Raw genomic sequence first — 17,736 nt, forward strand, 5'->3', positions numbered from 1 at the left:
GTCGGCTCAGTTGGCCGCCACGCGCACACCGGCCTGGCCGTCGATGCCACTGACAAACTGCTCGGGCAGGCCGATGTAGAACACATGCGGGCGGGTCGCCAGGTCGGGCTTGAGCACCTTCACGTCGTCCTTGTGCTCGCGCAGCAGGGTGGCCACTTCGCTGGCCGGGTCGTTCAGGTTGCCGATCTTGCGGGCGCCGCCGACGCAGCTTTCCACGCACGCGGGCAGCAGGCCCACCTCCAGCCGGTGCTCGCAGAACGTGCACTTGTCGGCAGTCTGCGTCTCGTGGTTGATGAAACGCGCGTCGTACGGGCAGGCCTGCACGCAGTAGCCGCAGCCCACGCAGCGTTCGTTGTCCACCAGCACCACGCCGTCGGTGCGCTGGAAAGTGGCCTGCACCGGGCACACCGGCACGCAGGGCGGGTTGTCGCAGTGGTTGCACAGGCGCGGCAGGCTCACCATGGCGGGCGGTGCGCCTTGCACCTTGGTATCCACCTCGTACTGCAGCACCGTGGTGCGGAACTGGCCGAGCGGAGGCAGGTTCTCCATCGAGCAGCTCACGGTGCAGGCCTGGCAGCCGATGCAGCGGCGGATGTCCACCAGCATGCCGTAGCGCTTGCCGTCGGCGCCGGGGCGGCGCGCGGGCTGACTGCCGATGGCGGCCTCGGCCGGATCGGCCGCGACCACCATGCCGGTGGCCGTGACGCCGAAGCCCAGCAAGGCGCGAAGCAGGCCGCGCTTGCTGGTCGACGGGGTGGCGGGAGGGGTTGGAATGGTCATTGCGTAGGGTCCCTTCAAGACGCTTTTCAGCGCGTGCCCCAATATAGGAACCAATAACCCCACCGCCAATCGGGTGAATGAATGAGGTCGCTAGACGCTTTTCCCTATTGCCGACCGGGTTACTCGGAATTGAAATGGGTGTGATGGTTTTTCTTCGTTCCTGTTCGCGCGCAGCGTGCCGGCTTTTGCTGGGTGCGTGGCTGTGCTGCTGGGCTGCGCTGGCCTGGGCGCAGGGCGGTGGCACGGTGCGGATCGGCGTGCTGGCCTACCTGGGTGCCGACGCCGCGGTGGAGGAATGGACGCCGGTGGCCACCCAGTTGCGCCGCGCCTTGCCGGGGCGTGCGGTCGAGCTGATCTCGCTGGACCACGCGGCGCTCAACGAAGCGGCGCAAGCACGTCGCGTCGACTTCATCATCACCAACCCGGGGCACTATGTCGAACTCGAATCGCGCCTGGGCGCCTCGCGCATCCTGACGCTGCAAACGGGCAGCACGCTGCCGACCTCGGCGTGGCAGGCGGTGGGCGCGGCGGTGGTCACCCTGGCGGGCAACCCGCAGGTGCAGCGGCTGGCCGATCTGCGCGGGCAGCGCGTGGCCGTGGTCGGCAAGGAGGCGTTCTCCGGCTACCAGCTGGTGTGGCGCGAGCTGGCGGCGGAGGGCATCGACCCTGCCAGCGATCTGCGGCAGCTGCTGGTGGTCGGCTTGCCGATGGACCGCGTCCTGGAGGCCGTGGCCAGCGGCGCAGCCGATGCCGGCTTCGTGCGAGCCTGCATGGTCGAGAGCCGGCCGGAGTGGCGCCAGCGCTTTCGCGTGGTGGCGCCACGGCCGGAGATGGGCTTTGCCTGCGCCACCTCCACCCGCGTCTATCCCAACTGGCCCATCGCCACGCTGCGCCACACCGACCCGGCGCTGGCACGTGCCGTCACCATCGCCTTGCTGGAAATGCGCGCAGGCGACAGCCCGATCACCTGGACCGTGCCGGCCGATTACCAGTCGGTGCACGAGATGCAGCGCGAGCTGAAGATCGGCCCCTATGCCAACCTGCGCGTGCCCACGCTGACGGCGCTGGCGCAGCGCTACTGGCCGTGGCTGGCGGGGTTGCTGGGCCTGATCGCGCTGGGCGGTGTCTACACCCTGCACGTGGAGCGTCAGGTGCAGGCGCGCACCGCCGATCTGCGCCAGGCGGCGCGTGAACGCGAGGAGCTGGAAGCACGCCTGCGCCAGAGCCGCGAGCAGGCCGAGCACATGGCGCGGCTGTCGGTGCTGGGCGAGCTCTCCGGTACGCTGGCGCACGAGCTGAACCAGCCGCTGGCGGCCATCGGCAACTATGCGCAAAGCCTGATCCGCCGCGTCGACCAGCAGCGCCTGAGCCCCGACGCCGCGCGGGAAGCCGCCAGCGAGATGGCCGGCCAGGCCGAGCGCGCCGCCGGCGTGCTCAGCCGCATCCGCGCCTTCGCCAGGAAGCGTGTGGCGCAGCGGCAGGTGGTCGACCCGGTGGCGCTGGTGCATGAGGCCGTGGCCCTGTTTCGCGGCATGCAGGTGCACGCGCCGCCGGTCGACGTCGTGGACAAACTGCCGGCGGGCACCATGCTCACCGTCGATGCGCTGCAGGTGCAGCAGGTGCTGCTCAACCTGTTGAAGAACGGCTGGGACGCCACGCGCCATCTGCCCGCCGAGCGGCAGCAACTCACCGTCACGCTGCGGCGCGACACGAGTGGCGTGCACATTGCCGTGCGCGATCGCGGAGAACCGCTGTCGACTGGGCAACAATCGCACCTGTTCGAACCCTTCTTCACCACCAAGGCCGATGGCATGGGCCTGGGCCTGTCGATCTGCCGCAGCATCGCCGAAGCCCATGGCGGCCGGCTGGATGCCAGCGCTGCCGAGGACGGCCTCGGCCTGCAATTCACCCTGACCCTTCCCGACGATGACCGAAACCCCACCCGTGGTGCCTGAGTGGCAGATTCATCTGGTCGACGACGACGCCGCGTTCCGCCGCTCGCTGGTGTTCCTGCTCGAATCCATGGGCTGGCCCGTGCAGGCCCACGCGTCGGCAGCCGACTACCTCGACGCCGGCCTGCCTGCGCTCGAGCAGACCGGGTGCCTGCTGCTGGACGTGCGCATGCCGGGCATGAGCGGGCTGGAACTGCAGCAGGCCCTGATCGCGCGCGGCTGCCATCTGCCCATCGTTTTCATCACCGGCCATGGCGACGTGGAACTGGCGGTGCAGGCCATGAAGCGCGGCGCGTTCGACTTTCTGGAAAAACCGTTCAAGGACCAGCGCCTGCTGGATGTGGTGTCGGCCGCCCTGCGCCAGCGCGAGGCCGACCTGGTGTCCAGCGAACGCGCGCAGCAGGCCGGCGACCGCCTGGCGCGCCTGTCGCCGCGCGAGGCGGAAGTGGCGCGGCTGGTGGCGCAAGGCCTGCCGAACAAGCTGGTGGCGCGCGAGCTGGACATCAGCGAAAAGACCGTGCACATCCACCGCCAGCACGTGATGGAAAAGGCCGAGGTGGGCAGCGCCGCCGAACTGGCGCGCCTGATGCTGCAGGCCGACCCCACGGCGCTCGATTGAGGCGCCCGCGCGGTCGCGCGTCAGGGCAGGGTGCTCAGCCGCCGATGCCCGGCCAGCGCCGGCGCAGCCACAGCCAGGCCAGCAGCCCCACGGCCATGAAGGCGGTCGACATGATGGCCAGCCCGAGTGCCGAATGCATGACCAGCGGCGCCACGACGCCGGCCACGATGCCGTTGGCCGTGGAGCCGACCACGGCCTGCAGCGACGACGCCATGCCGCGCCGCGCCGGGTACAGATCGAGCACCAGCAGCGTGACCACCGGCACCATCAGCGCCCAGCCGAAGGCGAACACCGTGACCGGCCACAGCGACCACCAGGCGTTCGGCGTCAGCACGGCGTTGGCCACCACGTTGATGGCCGACACGCCCAGCATGATGCGAAAGCCCTGCATGATCTGGTTCTTCGGCTTGACCTTGCCCGCCATGCGCCCCGACAGCCACGAGCCGGCCATGATGCCGCCGATGGACAGCACGAAGAACCAGAAGAACTGCGTTGGCCGCAGTTGCAGGATGTCGCCCAGGAACGCCGGCGCCGACAGCACGTAGAGGAACAGGCCGTTGAACGGCACGCCCGAGGCCAGCGCCAGCAGCAGAAAGCGCGCGTCGGTCAGCAGCTGCCAGTAGCCACGCATCAAGTTGCGAACCTGGAACGGCTGGCGGTCCTGCACGTGCAGGGTTTCGGGCAGCAGGCGCCAGTTGGCCAGCCACAGCACCACGCCCACGCCGACCAGAAACCAGAAGATCGAGTGCCAGTCCAGGTACTCGGCGATCACCCCGCCGATGATGGGCGCCACCGCCGGCGCCACGCCGAAATAGATGGTGACCTGGCTCATCACGCGCTGCGCCTCGGAGGGCGGGAACATGTCGCGGATGACGGCGCGCGAGACCACGATGCCGGCGCCCGTCGACAGGCCCTGCAGCGCGCGGAAGAAGATGAGCTGCCCCACGTTCTGCGCCAGCGCACAGCCCAGCGAGGCCACGGTGAACATCGCCAGCCCCCACAGGATCACCGGCCGGCGGCCGAAGCTGTCGGACAGCGCACCGTGGAACAGGTTCATGAAGGCGAAGCCGAACAGATAGGCCGACAGTGTCTGCTGCATCTGCACCGGCGTGGCATTCAGCGACTGGGCGATGGCCGAGAAAGCCGGGATGTAGGTGTCGATCGAGAACGGCCCCAGCATGCCCAGCACTGCCAGCAGAATGGCCAGCGCCCAGCGCGGGGCGGTCCAGAGTTTGGCGGCGTCGGGGTTCATGTCAGGAGGAACTTGACCGGACGCCGAAGGTGCAGAAACCCGCAGAGGACGCAGAAGAAGACCAAAATGGTTTTCTTCTGCGTCCTCTGCGGAACCTCTGCGTGCTCTGCGTCCGGCTGTTCGGTTTCTAGGGCGTCACAGCGAATCGATGAAGCTGCGCAGCTTGTCCGAGCGGCTCGGGTGCTTGAGCTTGCGCAGCGCCTTGGCCTCGATCTGGCGGATGCGCTCGCGCGTGACGTCGAACTGCTTGCCCACTTCTTCCAGCGTGTGGTCGGTGCTCATCTCGATGCCGAAGCGCATGCGCAGCACCTTCGCCTCGCGCGGGGTCAGGCTGTCGAGGATGTCCTTCACCACGTCGCGCAGGCCGGCCTGCATGGCGGCGTCAACCGGCGCGGTGTTGTTCTGGTCCTCGATGAAATCGCCCAGGTGGCTGTCGTCGTCGTCGCCGATGGGGGTTTCCATCGAGATCGGCTCCTTGGCGATCTTCATGATCTTGCGGATCTTGTCCTCGGGCATCTCCATCTTCTCGGCCAGGATGCCGGCGTCGGGCTCGAAGCCGAACTCCTGCAGGTGCTGGCGCGAGATGCGGTTCATCTTGTTGATGGTCTCGATCATGTGCACCGGAATGCGGATGGTGCGCGCCTGATCGGCGATCGAGCGCGTGATGGCCTGGCGAATCCACCAGGTGGCGTAGGTCGAGAACTTGAAGCCGCGGCGGAACTCGAACTTGTCCACTGCCTTCATCAGGCCGATGTTGCCCTCCTGGATCAGATCGAGGAACTGCAGGCCGCGGTTGGTGTACTTCTTGGCGATGCTGATCACCAGGCGCAGGTTGGCCTCGATCATCTCCTTCTTGGCATCGCGCGATGAGGCCTCGCCCTCGTTCATGCGCTTGTTGATGTCCTTCAGCTCATCCAGCGGCACCACCACCTGCGCCTGCAGGTCGATCAGCTTCTGCTGCAGGTCCTGGATCGGCGGGATGTTGCGCTCCATGATGGCGCTCCAGGGCTTGCCGGCGGCGGCCTGTTTTTCGACCCACTTCAGGTTCAGCAGGTTCGAAGGCACCTTGTTGCCCGCCTTGTCGCGGCCCGAGAACTCGGCGATGAACTGCTCCTGCGGGTAACCGCAGCGGTCGACGATGATGCGGCGCAGCTCGCGCTCGTAGCGGCGCACGTCGTCCACCTGGCTGCGCAGCATGTCGCACAGCTTCTCGATGGTCTTGGCCGTGAAGCGGATGGTCATCAGCCGCTCGGACAGCAGGGTCTGCGCCTTCATGTAGTTGGGCGAGCCCCAGCCTTCCTTGTCGTAGGCCTTGTGCACCTTGTCGAACAGCGCGGCGATCTCGTCGAAGCGCTCCAGCGCATCGTTCTTGAGCTTTTCCAAGAGGCGCGTCATGGCCTTGGAGCCGCCCTTGCCGTCGTCGTCGTCCTCTTCGTCGTACTCGTCGAAGTCTTCCTCGGCCACGTAGTCGTCGTTCTCGTCCAGGTCGGCAAAGCCGTCGACCACGGTGTTGATGACGACCTTGCCTTCACGGATGTCGGCGGCCATCTGCAGGATCTCGGCGATCGTGGTGGGGCTGGCGCTGATGGCTTCCATCATCGCCATCAGGCCGCCTTCGATGCGCTTGGCGATCTCGATCTCGCCCTCGCGCGTGAGCAGCTCCACGGTGCCCATCTCACGCATGTACATGCGCACCGGGTCGGTGGTGCGGCCGAATTCCGAATCGACGGTGGACAGCGCCGCCTCGGCCTCTTCCTCGGCCTCTTCCTCGGTGGCGGTGCTGGTGCCCTGGTTGGTCAGCAGCAGCGTCTCCGCGTCCGGCGTCTGCTCGTACACGGCCACGCCCAGGTCGTTCAGCATGGAGACCACGGCCTCCAGCGTCTCGACGTCGACCAGCTTGTCGGGCAGGTGGTCGTTGATCTCGCCGTGCGTCAGGTAGCCGCGCGTCTTGCCGAGCTTGAGCAGGGTCTTGAGGTTGGCGCGGCGGGTGCTCATCTCCTCTTCGGAGAGCACGCCCTCGTCGAGGCCGAATTCCTTCATCAAGGCGCGTTCCTTGGCCTTGCTGATCTTCATGCGCAGGGGCTTGGCCTTTTCGACCGCGGCCTGCTCACCCTCGGGCGCCGCCTCGGGCTCGCCTTCCAGGTCGGCTTCGATGTCGGACAGGTCGGCGTCCTCGTCCAGGTCCTTGGCCGCCGTCTTGCCGGGGCGGCCGCGCTTGGCGGGTGTGGATTTTTCGGCGGCTGCGGCACCCTTGGCCGGGCGGCCCACCTTCTTGGCGGGGGCGGCGGCCGTGGTGGTCTTGGCGGCGGTCTTCCTGGCCGCGGTGGTCTTGGCTGGCGTGGTCTCGAGTTCTTCCGCGGCGGCCTGGGCCGGCGCGGCTTTCTTGGCCGGCGCCTTCTTGGCGGGGGTGGTCTTGGCGGCGGCGGTCTTGGCGGCAGGTTTGGCGCTGGTGGACATCAATCAACCTCTGGTCGTTGGAGTGCTCAGCGCACGAACGCGATGGGGCGTCGCACGGCGGACACTCGGTCAGGCAAAAAAAGAAAAGCGAGGTGGCAACGGCGCGCCGATGGGGCAGTCTGGCGGCAGCGCACGGTCAGGGGCAAGATGGTTGGGCGAACATTTGGGGTGCAGTCCTTGCGGTATCTTGGCCGTCCCTGGGGGAAGGGGCGCGCATGACGCTGTGCGCGTGGCCGGGCCGGAGGTGCTGCTGTCGCTCTTGCCGGTGACAAGCCTTTAATTATAGCGTGAAGCGCCGATTTCAAGGGTTGCCGGCGCCCGGCGCGTCGGCATCCGTCAACTGGCGCAGCAGCGCCTGGTAACGCGGCAGATCGCCCGCCGCCAGGGCGTCGTCCATGCGGCGCTTGAGTTGCTCGCGCCGCTCGGTGCCCAGAATGCCGTGCAATTCGTCGGGCTCCGACACGATGTCGGGCGGCAGCTTGGCCACTTCGTCGACGGCAAAGGCCTCGTGCTCGTGGCCGCGCAAGGCTTCGCGCAGCGCGCTCCAGGGCTGGGGGCCATGGTCCAGCGCCTGCCCGGCCAGCCAGGTGAACAGCGGGCCGTGCGGCGGCGGCAGGTCGCACAGCAGCACGTGTTCGTCCTGGCTCAGGCGGTCCCAGGCGCTGGCCTCTGTCAGCACGATCTGCAGCGCGCGGCTGGCGCGGCTGGCGGGCTGGCCGCGCAGGTGGCGGCGGGGCGGGGCGGCTTTTTCAGGCCTCTTAGGGCTGTAGTGGCCGTCAGTCGGGCGCGGGTAGCTCTTTTTTTCATAGCTTCTGCGTGGCGCGCGGCGGATGTCCCACAGCTGCTCCAGCTCATGCACGCCGATCTGCACCTGCGCCGCGATCTCGCCCAGCAGCTGCTGTGCCAGCGTGCCGGGCGGCAGCAGCTGCCACAACGGCCGGGCATTGGCGGCGAAGTGCGACCGGCCCTCCGCCGTCTCCATGTCGCAGTCTTCGGCCGCGGCTTCCAGCAAAAAGCGCGACAGGGGCACGGCGCCTTTCACGGCGTCGGCAAAGGCATCGCTGCCTTCGGCGCGGATGAAGCTGTCGGGGTCGTGCTCGGGCGGCAGGAACAGGAACTTGACGCTGCGCGTGTCGGTGGCCAGGGGCAGGGCGGCCTCCAGCGCCTTGCGTGCGGCGCGGCGGCCGGCGGCGTCGCCGTCGAAGCTGAACACGATCTGCTCGGTGAAGCGGAACAGCTTGTGCACGTGCTCGGGCGTGCAGGCCGTGCCCAGCGTGGCCACGGCGTTGCCGAAGCCGAGCTGGGCCAGCGCCACCACGTCCATGTAGCCTTCGGTGACCAGGGCGTAGCCGTAGTCGCGCAGGGCGGCGCGGGCCTCGAACAGGCCGTACAGCTCGCGGCCCTTGTGGAACACCGGGGTTTCGGGCGAATTCAGGTATTTGGGCTTCTCGTCGCCCAGCACGCGGCCGCCGAAGCCGATGACTTCGCCCTTGACGCTCCGGATGGGGAACATTATGCGGTCGCGGAAGCGGTCGTAGCGCTTGTCGGCGTCGTCCTCTCCGACGATGACCAGGCCGCTTTCAGCCAGTAGCGGATCGGTGTAGTCGGGGAACACGCTGGCCAGCGTGCGCCAGCCTTCGGGCGCGTAGCCCAGGCCGAAGTCGCGCGCCACGGCGCCCGACAGGCCGCGCTTTTTCAGGTAATCGATGGCGCGGGGGCTGTCCTTGAGGTGCCTCTTGTAGGCTTCGCCCGCGCGCGACAGCACGTCGGTGAGGGTGTGGCGCTTTTCGGTTTCCTGCGCGGCGCGGGCGCGCTCGGCGGGGCTGCGATCGTCCTCGGGCACCTGCATGCCGTACTGCTGGGCCAGCTCGTGCACCACCTCGACGAAGCCGGCGCCGGTGTGGTCCATCAGGAAGCCGATGGCGTTGCCGTTCTTGCCGCAGCCGAAGCAGTGGTAGAACTGCTTGGACGGGCTGACGGTGAACGAGGGCGATTTCTCGCTGTGGAACGGGCACAGGCCCGAGAAGTTGGCCCCGGTCTTCTTCAACTGCACGTAGCGGCCGACGATCTCGACCACGTCGGCGCGCGCCAGAAGCTCCTGGATGAAATGCTGGGGGATGGCCACGCGGCTATTCTGACCGATGGCCTGTGGTGGGCGATGGCCAGGAAACCATCAAGAATGCTTGATTGGCACCAAGTCTCAGACCGTGTTGTGGGAGCGGGCTTGCCCGCGATCCGGCGGCTTGATCGCCACCAACGCCTGATCGCGGGCAAGCCCGCTCCCACACAGCAGATGAGGGTCGTGCGTCATCGGAGACTTGTTGCCGATCAAGCAAGAATGATAGCTGCTAGCGCTCGTCAGATAATGATTTCAGGTGTTTTATGCTTGAAACCATTGCTGGACGAGCGCAGGCCACTATCAAAACAAAAGCATCGCCAGCATGGCAGGCGGCGAGGCAGGGGGCGCTCGACCGCTCAGGCCGCGCTGGTCTTCACGCGCAGCATCAGCTGCACGTCCTGCACCTGCAGGCCGGCGGGCAGGGTGTCGATGCCCGACACCTGAAGACGCACACCGGGCGGCAGGTCGTGCACCTGGCCGGTTTCCACATCCACCCAATGCGGGTGCAGCGTAGGGTTGCTGTCGTACACCACGGCGCCGGTGCCGCTGTGCAGCTCGCGCAGCAGGCCGGCCTCGGCAAACTGCGCCAGCGTGGCGTAGACGGTGGCGCGCGAGATCGGGGTGGCGTCCACATCGGCCACGGTCGGCGCGCCGCCGTGCAAGGTCTTGACCACCTGCTCGGCCGTCAGGTGCACGGGCTGCGCAAACATCACCGCCGCCACGGCCAGGCGCTGGCGCGTGGGCTGCAGGCCTGCACTGCGCAGGCGCTGCACCAGGTCCAGGTCGGGCGCGGGGCGGCGGTTCATGCCGTCGATCTTACTTCTTCATCGGCGCCACGATGGGCGCGAACGGGTCGGGGCGCGGCGTCTTGTCGCTCGACACCGGCAGGATCGGCAGCGTGATCTGCGGCTGGTCGCCGGTCAGCGTCTTCAGGAAGGCGACGATCTGCGCGTTTTCTTCCTTCGTGTAGGTGCGGCCCAGCTGCAGGCGGCCCATGATGTCGACGGCCTCGGTCAGCGTCTTGGCGGCGCCGTCGTGGAAGTAGGGGTAGGTCAGCTCCACGTTGCGCAGCGTCGGCACCTTGAAGGTGAAGCGGTCGATCTCGTTGCCGGTCACGGCCGAGCGGCCCTCGGCCGGGTGGTCGGTCTTGTAGGCCTGCACCACGCCCATCTTCATGAACATGTTGCCGCCCGCGTTGGGGCCGTTATGGCAGGCCACGCAGCCGGTGGATTTGAACAGCTCGTAGCCCTTCAGCTCGACGTCGGTGATGGCCTTGTTGTCGCCCTTCAGCCACTTGTCGAAGCGCGAGTTGGGGGTGACCAGGGTGGATTCGAAGGTGGCCAGCGCGTCGGTGACCTGCTTGATGTCGATCTTGTCGACCTTGTAGATGCTCTTGAACTCTTCCACATAGCCCGGGATGGACTGCAGCGTGGCTACGGCGGCGGCGTGCGTGGAGTTCATCTCGATCGGGTTCTCGATGGGGCCGCCGGCCTGGTCGGCCAGGTCCTTGGCGCGGCCGTCCCAGAACTGGGCGATGTTGAGCACGGCGTTGAGCACGGTGGGCGAGTTGATGCCGCCCTTCTGCCAGCGGTCACCCACCGAGGCGGCCACGTTGTCGGAGCCGCCCATGCTGAGGTTGTGGCACGAGTTGCACGAGATGAAGCCCGAGCGCGACAGGCGCGGGTCGAACCACAGCTTCTTGCCCAGCTGCACCTTGGCCGGATCGGTCACCTTGGCCGGCTCGATGGGCTGGATCGGCTCGTCGCGCGGCTTCTGGGCCTGCGCCTGGAACCCGACCGCCAGGGCGAGGGCAGCGGCCAGGGCGGCGGCGGAAAGGGGCTTCAGCTTCTTCATGGGGACTCCTTCGGTTGGTGAACCAGTGCGAACTGGACAGCATCCAGATCATGTAACAGCGATTGTGTCCGGCATACCCGGTGGAGATATTGCGATGGATCAACCCCAGGGCGTTCAGCTCCTGTCAGTCCGCCGTGAGGGGGCTGGGTATCATTTGCCGAACCACAAGGAGACCCGTCATGGCCAGCATCTACGACACCGATCTGCCCCGCACCGAAGCCAACTTCGCCCCCTTCACCCCGTTGGCCTTCATCCAGCGCACGGCCGAGGTCTACCCCGACAAGCTGGCCATCGTGCATGGCGAGCTGCGCCAGAACTGGGCCCAGACCTACGACCGCTGCCGCCAGCTGGCCAGCGCGCTGCAAAAGCACGGCATCGGCAAGAACGACACCGTGGCCGCCATGCTGCCCAACACCCCGCCGATGGTGGAGGCGCACTTCGGCGTGCCCATGGCCGGCGCGGTGCTGAACACGCTGAACACGCGGCTTGATCCCGAGGCCGTGGCCTTCATGCTGGACCACGGCGAGGCCAAGGCCATCATCGTCGACCCCGAGTTCGCGGGCATCGTGAAGAAGGCGCTGGCGCTGCGTACATCGACCGCGCCGCTGCTGGTGATCGACGTGGAAGACGCGCTGTATGGCGAGGGCACCAAGATCGGCAGCGTCACCTACGAAGCCTTCGTGGCGCAGGGCGATGCGAAGTTCGCGTGGAAGTACCCGGCCGACGAGTGGGACGCGATTGCGCTCAACTACACCTCGGGCACCACGGGCAACCCCAAGGGCGTGGTCTACCACCACCGCGGCGCGGCGACCAACGCCATCAGCAACATCCTGGAGTGGGACCTGCCCAAGCACGCCGTCTATCTGTGGACGCTGCCGATGTTCCACTGCAACGGCTGGTGCTTTCCGTGGACCATCGCGGCGCGCGCGGGCGTCAACGTCTGCCTGCGGCGCGTGGAGGCCAAGGCGATCTTCGACGCTATCCGCCACCACGGCGTGACGCATTACTGCGGCGCGCCCATCGTGCACGGGCTGCTGGTGAACGCACCCGATGAAATGAAAAAGGGCGTGCCGGCCGGCGTGAAGTGCATGGTGGCGGGCGCCGCGCCGCCGGCCTCGATGATCGAGGGCATGGAGCAGATGGGGTTCGACCTGACGCACGTGTACGGCCTGACCGAGGTGTACGGCCCGGCCACGGTGTGCGCCAAGCACGCCGCGTGGGACGAGTTGGACATCGGCGAGCGCGCGCGCCTGAACGCGCGCCAGGGCGTGCGTTACCACCTGCAGCGCGATGCGCGCGTGCTGGATCCGATGACGATGCAGCCGGTGCCGATGGACGGCGAGACCATGGGCGAGATCATGTTCCGCGGCAACATCGCCATGAAGGGCTATCTGAAGAACCCGAAGGCGACCGAAGAAGCGTTTGCGTGTGGCTGGTTCCACTCGGGCGACCTGGCGGTGCAGTACCCCGATGGGTACATCAAGATCAAGGATCGCAGCAAGGACATCATCATCTCGGGCGGCGAGAACATTTCGTCGATCGAGGTGGAGGATGTGCTGTACCGTCACCCTGCCGTGCTGGCGGCCGCGGTGGTGGCCAAGCCGGACGACAAGTGGGGAGAGACACCCTGCGCCTTCCTGGAGCTCAAACCCGGTGCCGAGGTGACCAAGGAAGACATCGTGGCGCATTGCAAGCAGCACCTGGCGGGGTTCAAGGTGCCGCGCTACATCGTGTTCGGGGAGCTGCCGAAGACGTCGACGGGGAAGATTCAGAAGTTTGAGTTGCGCAAGGCGGCGGGGTCTGCGACGGCCATTGACGTTTGATTTTGTTGGGGTGTTGGGGGCGCTGCTGGCCGGGATGTGCGCCCGGCGGCGCAGTCACTTTCTTTTTGTCTCGCCAAAAAGAAAGTAACCAAAGAAAAAGGCGACCCCACTGGCCGTGTCCCTCCGCTTCGCTGCGGGCAACCTGCGATGCTCGGGCGTGGGGCGGCGCTGCGGAACTCGCTTTGTTCGCTGCGCTCACGCCGCTCAGACAACCGCAGCGAGTCAGAGCACGAAGCGCGGCATGCTGCGCTGCCGCGCCCGCCCCACGCCCTGCGCTTCTCGGCACGGCCAGAGGGGAGTTGAAGTCCCTTCGGGCCATCGCTGCGCTCGGTCTTGGCTTGGTTGGCGCCGCTGCTTCGCGCGGCGCGTCTTCTTGCTCCCTCTCCCGCTGGCGGGAGAGGGTTGGGGTGAGGGTAAACGAGTTCAAAAACCATAGCTGCCTGCGCCCGTGACCAAAGTATTTCAGGTCTTTATTCCTTAAACCCCTTGAAATACGTGCGCAAGCCACTATGAAAATAAAATCGACTCCAGCCGGCGTGTCAGCGCCCAACTGGCTGCTCGCCAGGCAGCACGCTATTCATAAAGTAGCTGCCTGCGCAGATCGGATAAGCCTTGCGACCTTCTTCCTCGTATAGACTTTCCCTCTGATTGCGCAAGCGGTGCTTGCAGCGCCGGTCGTCGTCACTGCGTCACAGCGCGGCGGCAGCATCGTCCGGTGTCGGTTCGCTGAACGCCGGCGCTGAACCCCACACCACGGAGACCATCGTTTTGGAGTTTGACGCCTTGTCGTTGTCGCAGCCCTGGGCGCAGGCCGCTTTCGGGCTGACCGGGCTGTTGCTGCTGGCCTGGGTGGTGCAGCTGCTGGTGCAGCTGGTGCTCACGCGCGGTGTCGCCCGGTTGGGCGTGGCGGCGGGCGCGACGGGCTTCAGTGCCGTGCTGCTGGACCGCGCCGTGCTGCGCCGCGTGGCGCAGATCGCGCCGGCGCTGCTGGTGCTGCTGGCGGTGCGCTTCGTGCCGCACCTGCCGGCCGTGGTGGTGACGGTGATCGAGAACGTCGCCGGCGCGCTGATCGTGCTGTTCATCGCGCGCACGCTGTTCAAGATGCTGGACGTGGCGCTGCACGTGCACGACCGGCACGGCGACGCGGCGCGCTCCATCAAGGCCTACGTGCAGATGGGGCAGCTGGTGGTGGCGATTGCGGCCGTGGTCATCATGATCGCCGCGCTGGCCGACAAGTCGCCGTTCATCGTGCTGTCCGGCTTCGGTGCCATGTCGGCGGTGCTGATGCTGGTGTTTCAGGACACCATCAAGTCGTTTGCCGCCGGCCTGCAGATCGAAGGCAACGACATGCTGCGCGTGGGCGACTGGATCGAGGTGCCGCAGGCCGGCGCCGATGGCGCGGTGATCGACATCGCGCTGAACACCGTCAAGGTGCAGAACTGGGACAAGACCATCGTCACCATTCCCACCTGGAAGCTGATGAGCGAGAGCTTCAAGAACTGGCGCGGCATGCAGGAGTCGGGCGGGCGGCGCATCAAGCGCACGCTGATGATCGACGCCGGCTCGATCCACTTCCTCTCCGACGAGCAGATCGAGCGCCTGGGCCACGTCAAGCTGATTGCCGACTACGTGAAGGAGAAAGCCGACGCGGTGAAGATCTCGCGCGCCATGAAGCTGCGCGAGCTGGGCGAGGTGCTGGGCCGCGTGCCGGCCAACCGGCGCCGGTTGACCAACATCGGCACCTTCCGCGCCTACGTGCTGGCTTACCTGAAGGCCAACAGCGGCATCCACCCCGACATGACGCTGATGGTGCGCATGCTGCAGCCCACGCCGGAGGGCGTGCCGCTGGAGCTGTACTGCTTCACCAACACCACGGCGTGGGTGGATTACGAGACCATCCAGAGCGACATCTTCGACCACCTGCTGGCGATCCTGCCGGAGTTCGGGCTGCGCGCCTTCCAGGCGCCGGGCGGCGCCGACATGCGCGCGCTGGGCGGTGGGCTGGCCGTGCACGGGACGGGCGCGGGCGCGGTGGCTGCAACGGCGGCGGCGCCGCGCGAGTGATGGATGCGCATGCGCTTTCAAGAATGACGAATGACGAATGACGAATGACTTCGCTGCGCTTCAATGACAAAGCGGCGGTTCGTCATCGGTCATCGTTTTGAACGCAACACTGCATGAGCGCGCGGCGACAATGCGCGCCCCGGTCCTGCAGGCCTGCATCCGGCAGGGGGGACCTGGAGAATATTCATGAGCATGAAAAACACATCTAGCGCCCGGCTGCCGGGCGCAAGAAGCTATCGGTTTGATACCTTCAATCCGCGCCAAATGGCTATCGCCTGTTTCCATGCCCGGCGCACCGCCGCCGCCGCGCTGCTGCTGGCTGCCACCGCCGGCGCCGGTGCGCAGCAGATCGGCGACGTGAGCACCGCCTTCCAGCTGCTCGGCCCCAACCACAAGATCGTCGTCGAGGCCTACGACGACCCGCTGGTCGAGGGCGTGACCTGCTATGTCTCGCGGGCGCGCACCGGCGGCATCAAGGGCGGGCTGGGCCTGGCCGAGGACCGCGCCGAGGCCTCGATCGCCTGCCGCCAGGTCGGGCCCATCAGCTTCAGCGCGCCGCTGCGGCAGGAGGACGAGGTGTTCTCCGAGCGCATGTCGGTGCTGTTCAAGCGCCTGCGCGTGGTGCGCATGGTGGATGCGCCGCGCAACACGCTGGTGTACCTGACGTACTCCGAAAAGCTCATCGACGGCTCGCCGCAGAACAGCCTGACCGCGGTGCCCATCGACCGGGCGACGCCGATCCCCGTCAAGCCCTGAGCCACGCCTGACAAAAAAACGGGCAACGCCTGCACCGGCGCTGCCCGCTGCTGGTTGACGAGGCGGCGGCTCTCGCGCCGCTCAGTCACCCAACACCACACCCTCGCGCCGCGGATCGGCGCCGCCCAGCCACATGGGCTTGCCGTGCACGTTGGCGCGGGTGATGGCCTGCAGGCCGCTGGTCATGTTCATCTCGCGCACTTCGGCGCCGCGCGTGCGCAACGCTTCGACGGTGGCGGGCGGAAACTTCTTCTCCTCCAGCAGGCTGGGGCCGTTGGTGCTGCCGAAATTGGGCAGGTTGATGGCCTGCTGCGGCGTCAGGCCCCAGTTCAGCACGCCGTGCAGCGTCTTGGCGGTGTAGTGGATGATGAGCGCGCCGCCGGGGCTGCCGCCGCTCATCAGCAGCGGGCCGCGCGAGCCGTCGGCGTTCTTCTCGAACACCAGCGTGGGCGCCATCGACGAGCGCGGGCGCTTGCCCGGCTGCACGCGGTTGGCGATGGGCTGGCCGTCGGCGCTGGTGGGCGCGAAGCTGAAGTCGGTCAGCTCGTTGTTCAGCAGGAAGCCCTTCACCATCTGGCGCGCGCCGAAGGCGTCCTCGATGGTCGTCGTCATCGCCAGCGCGTTGCCGTGCGCGTCGACGATGCTGATGTGGCTGGTGCCGTATTCGGGTTGCTCGGGCATGGGCGCGAAGCCGATCTTCAGCGCGCCGGGCTGGCCGGGCTGCGCCACCTTCAGGCTCTGCGCGCCGATGAGCGCGGCGCGGCTTTTCAGGTAAGCAGGGTCGAGCAGGCTCATCCAGCTGCCGGCGGGCGGCTGCACGAAATCGGGGTCGGCCACGTACTGCGCGCGGTCGGCAAAGGCCAGGCGCGCGGCCTCGGTGTAGTAGTGCAGCCAGTCGGCGGTGGGCAGGCCGGCGGCGTCCGGCTTCATGGCGGCGCCGGGCGTCTGCGCCAGGATGCCGAGGATCTGGCCGATGGCGATGGCGCCCGATGACGGCGGCGGGAAGCCGCACACCTCCACCGTCTTGCCGGCCGCGGCCAGGTCGTGGCACAGCGGGGCGCGGCGCTTGGGTTGGTAGTTGGCCAGGTCGGCCAGCGTCATCTGGCCGGGGTTGGCGTGCCGCGTGACCTTGTCGACGATGGCCTGCGCCAACGGGCCTTGCAGCAAGGCGGCCGAGCCGCGTGCCGCAATGCCGCGCAGCACCTCGGCCAGCTCGGGGTTCTTCAGCACATGGCCCACGGGCCAGGGCTTGCCGGCGGCGTCGTAGAAGTATTTCGCGGCCACCGGGTCCTTGATCAGGTGTTTCTCGTTGGCCAGCATGGTGGCGAGGCGCGGGCTGACCTGAAAGCCCTGTTCGGCCAGCTGGATGGCGGGCTGGATGAGCTGCGCCCACGGCAGGCGGCCGTGTGCCCGGTGCGCCTGCTCCAGCATGCGCACCGTGCCTGGCACGCCGACCGAGCGGCCGCCGACCACGCCGTCGTAGAAGGGCATGGGCTTGCCGTCGGCGCCGATGAACAGCTTTTCGGTGGCAGCAGCCGGCGCGGTCTCGCGGCCGTCCCAGGCCACCAGCTCGCGCCCACTGCTGTGCAGCAGAAAGGCGCCGCCGCCGATGCCGCTGGATTGCGGCTCGACCAGGCTCAGCACCATCTGCACCGCCACCGCCGCGTCGATGGCGTTGCCGCCCGCCTTCAGCACCTGGTAGCCGGCGTCGGTGGCCAGCGGGTTGGCGGCGGCGACGGCGAATTTTTCGGTGGCCCAGCCGGGCTTGTCGGTCCAGCCCGATCCGCCCTCGGGCGTGATCGGCGCGGCCGGCGGCGGCGTGTAGCGGAAGTGGCTGCTGCTGGCGCAACCGGCCAGCAGGGTGGCGGTGGCCAGGGCACTGAGGGCGAACAGGCGGGGCGTGGGCATGGGCATGGGGCGTCTCCTCTTGTGATCGAAAAAGAGGTTCATCCTAACCCGGTTGGACACCTGCGGCCCGAAATTCTTGCAAGCCGAACAGGCCGCCAGCGCTTGCTGGACAGGCGCGGACAGCTATATAAGTAGTAGCTTATTGGTGAGGA

General features: G+C 67.4%; 12 protein-coding genes. 5 read left to right on the forward strand and 7 right to left on the reverse strand.

The annotated features are described in order from the left end of the window. Positions 1 to 6: 6 nt before the first annotated feature. Positions 7 to 780, reverse strand: a complete 774-nt coding sequence (gene dsrO, locus ACFSCU_RS11330) for a sulfate reduction electron transfer complex DsrMKJOP subunit DsrO (protein WP_180551287.1) — start codon at positions 778 to 780, stop codon at positions 7 to 9. A gap of 185 nt (positions 781 to 965) precedes the next feature. Between dsrO and ACFSCU_RS11335 the strand changes: the two genes are divergently transcribed. Beyond that, the gene (locus ACFSCU_RS11335; RefSeq protein WP_257646230.1) at positions 966 to 2,735 is read left to right on the forward strand and encodes a sensor histidine kinase; all 1,770 of its coding nucleotides are present in this window, start codon (positions 966 to 968) and stop codon (positions 2,733 to 2,735) included. Then, a complete protein-coding gene (locus tag ACFSCU_RS11340) occupies positions 2,707 to 3,351 on the forward strand; it encodes a response regulator transcription factor (protein WP_180551288.1) in 645 nt (214 codons plus the stop codon). Before ACFSCU_RS11335 ends, ACFSCU_RS11340 begins: the two co-directional genes overlap by 29 nt. A 34-nt stretch (positions 3,352 to 3,385) precedes the next feature. Here ACFSCU_RS11340 and ACFSCU_RS11345 read toward each other — a convergent pair whose 3' ends face one another. The 5 genes from ACFSCU_RS11345 to ACFSCU_RS11365 form a co-directional block, all read right to left on the reverse strand. After that, positions 3,386 to 4,603, reverse strand: coding sequence for a multidrug effflux MFS transporter (locus ACFSCU_RS11345; RefSeq protein ID WP_333705649.1), 1,218 nt, complete (start codon positions 4,601 to 4,603; stop codon positions 3,386 to 3,388). A 135-nt stretch (positions 4,604 to 4,738) separates the two neighbouring features. Then, the gene (rpoD, locus tag ACFSCU_RS11350) at positions 4,739 to 7,060 is read right to left on the reverse strand and encodes an RNA polymerase sigma factor RpoD (RefSeq protein ID WP_377560719.1); all 2,322 of its coding nucleotides are present in this window, start codon (positions 7,058 to 7,060) and stop codon (positions 4,739 to 4,741) included. Between the two features lie 301 nt (positions 7,061 to 7,361). After that, positions 7,362 to 9,185, reverse strand: coding sequence for a DNA primase (gene dnaG, locus ACFSCU_RS11355; protein ID WP_377560721.1), 1,824 nt, complete (start codon positions 9,183 to 9,185; stop codon positions 7,362 to 7,364). A 350-nt stretch (positions 9,186 to 9,535) separates the two neighbouring features. After that, complete coding sequence (locus ACFSCU_RS11360) at positions 9,536 to 9,985, reverse strand: Fur family transcriptional regulator (RefSeq protein ID WP_180551289.1); 450 nt, start codon at positions 9,983 to 9,985, stop codon at positions 9,536 to 9,538. A gap of 10 nt (positions 9,986 to 9,995) precedes the next feature. Then, on the reverse strand, positions 9,996 to 11,033 hold the full coding sequence (locus ACFSCU_RS11365) for a cytochrome-c peroxidase (RefSeq protein WP_180551290.1): 1,038 nt from the start codon (positions 11,031 to 11,033) through the stop codon (positions 9,996 to 9,998). A gap of 179 nt (positions 11,034 to 11,212) precedes the next feature. Here ACFSCU_RS11365 and ACFSCU_RS11370 point away from each other — a divergent pair, with 179 nt between their 5' ends. The 3 genes from ACFSCU_RS11370 (at position 11,213) to ACFSCU_RS11380 (ending at position 15,676) form a co-directional block, all read left to right on the forward strand. Next, entirely contained in the window at positions 11,213 to 12,856 is a 1,644-nt protein-coding gene (locus tag ACFSCU_RS11370; protein WP_180551291.1) for an acyl-CoA synthetase, read from the forward strand. A gap of 783 nt (positions 12,857 to 13,639) precedes the next feature. Further along, positions 13,640 to 14,920 carry a mechanosensitive ion channel family protein gene (locus ACFSCU_RS11375; RefSeq protein ID WP_257645863.1) on the forward strand — a complete coding sequence of 427 codons (1,281 nt, stop codon included), beginning with the start codon at positions 13,640 to 13,642 and terminating at the stop codon, positions 14,918 to 14,920. 264 nt (positions 14,921 to 15,184) lie between these two features. Continuing rightward, positions 15,185 to 15,676, forward strand: a complete 492-nt coding sequence (locus tag ACFSCU_RS11380) for a CreA family protein (protein WP_180551293.1) — start codon at positions 15,185 to 15,187, stop codon at positions 15,674 to 15,676. 81 nt (positions 15,677 to 15,757) lie between these two features. Here the strand turns inward: ACFSCU_RS11380 and ACFSCU_RS11385 are convergent, their stop codons facing one another. Further along, positions 15,758 to 17,590 (reverse strand): gamma-glutamyltransferase family protein, encoded by a 1,833-nt coding sequence (locus ACFSCU_RS11385; protein WP_377560722.1) that lies wholly within the window; start codon positions 17,588 to 17,590, stop codon positions 15,758 to 15,760. Positions 17,591 to 17,736 lie beyond the last annotated feature (146 nt).

It is taken from the genome of Ottowia beijingensis, assembly GCF_042680925.1.
GTDB lineage: Bacteria > Pseudomonadota > Gammaproteobacteria > Burkholderiales > Burkholderiaceae_C > Ottowia > Ottowia beijingensis.

Coding starts and splice junctions, on each gene's coding strand:
- dsrO (WP_180551287.1), bottom strand. CDS start 780: ATGACCATTCCAACCCCTCCCGCCACCCCGTCGACCAGCAAGCGCGGC.
- ACFSCU_RS11340 (WP_180551288.1), top strand. CDS start 2,707: ATGACCGAAACCCCACCCGTGGTGCCTGAGTGGCAGATTCATCTGGTC.
- ACFSCU_RS11345 (WP_333705649.1), bottom strand. CDS start 4,603: ATGAACCCCGACGCCGCCAAACTCTGGACCGCCCCGCGCTGGGCGCTG.
- rpoD (WP_377560719.1), bottom strand. CDS start 7,060: ATGTCCACCAGCGCCAAACCTGCCGCCAAGACCGCCGCCGCCAAGACC.
- ACFSCU_RS11360 (WP_180551289.1), bottom strand. CDS start 9,985: ATGAACCGCCGCCCCGCGCCCGACCTGGACCTGGTGCAGCGCCTGCGC.
- ACFSCU_RS11365 (WP_180551290.1), bottom strand. CDS start 11,033: ATGAAGAAGCTGAAGCCCCTTTCCGCCGCCGCCCTGGCCGCTGCCCTC.
- ACFSCU_RS11370 (WP_180551291.1), top strand. CDS start 11,213: ATGGCCAGCATCTACGACACCGATCTGCCCCGCACCGAAGCCAACTTC.
- ACFSCU_RS11380 (WP_180551293.1), top strand. CDS start 15,185: ATGGCTATCGCCTGTTTCCATGCCCGGCGCACCGCCGCCGCCGCGCTG.
- ACFSCU_RS11385 (WP_377560722.1), bottom strand. CDS start 17,590: ATGCCCATGCCCACGCCCCGCCTGTTCGCCCTCAGTGCCCTGGCCACC.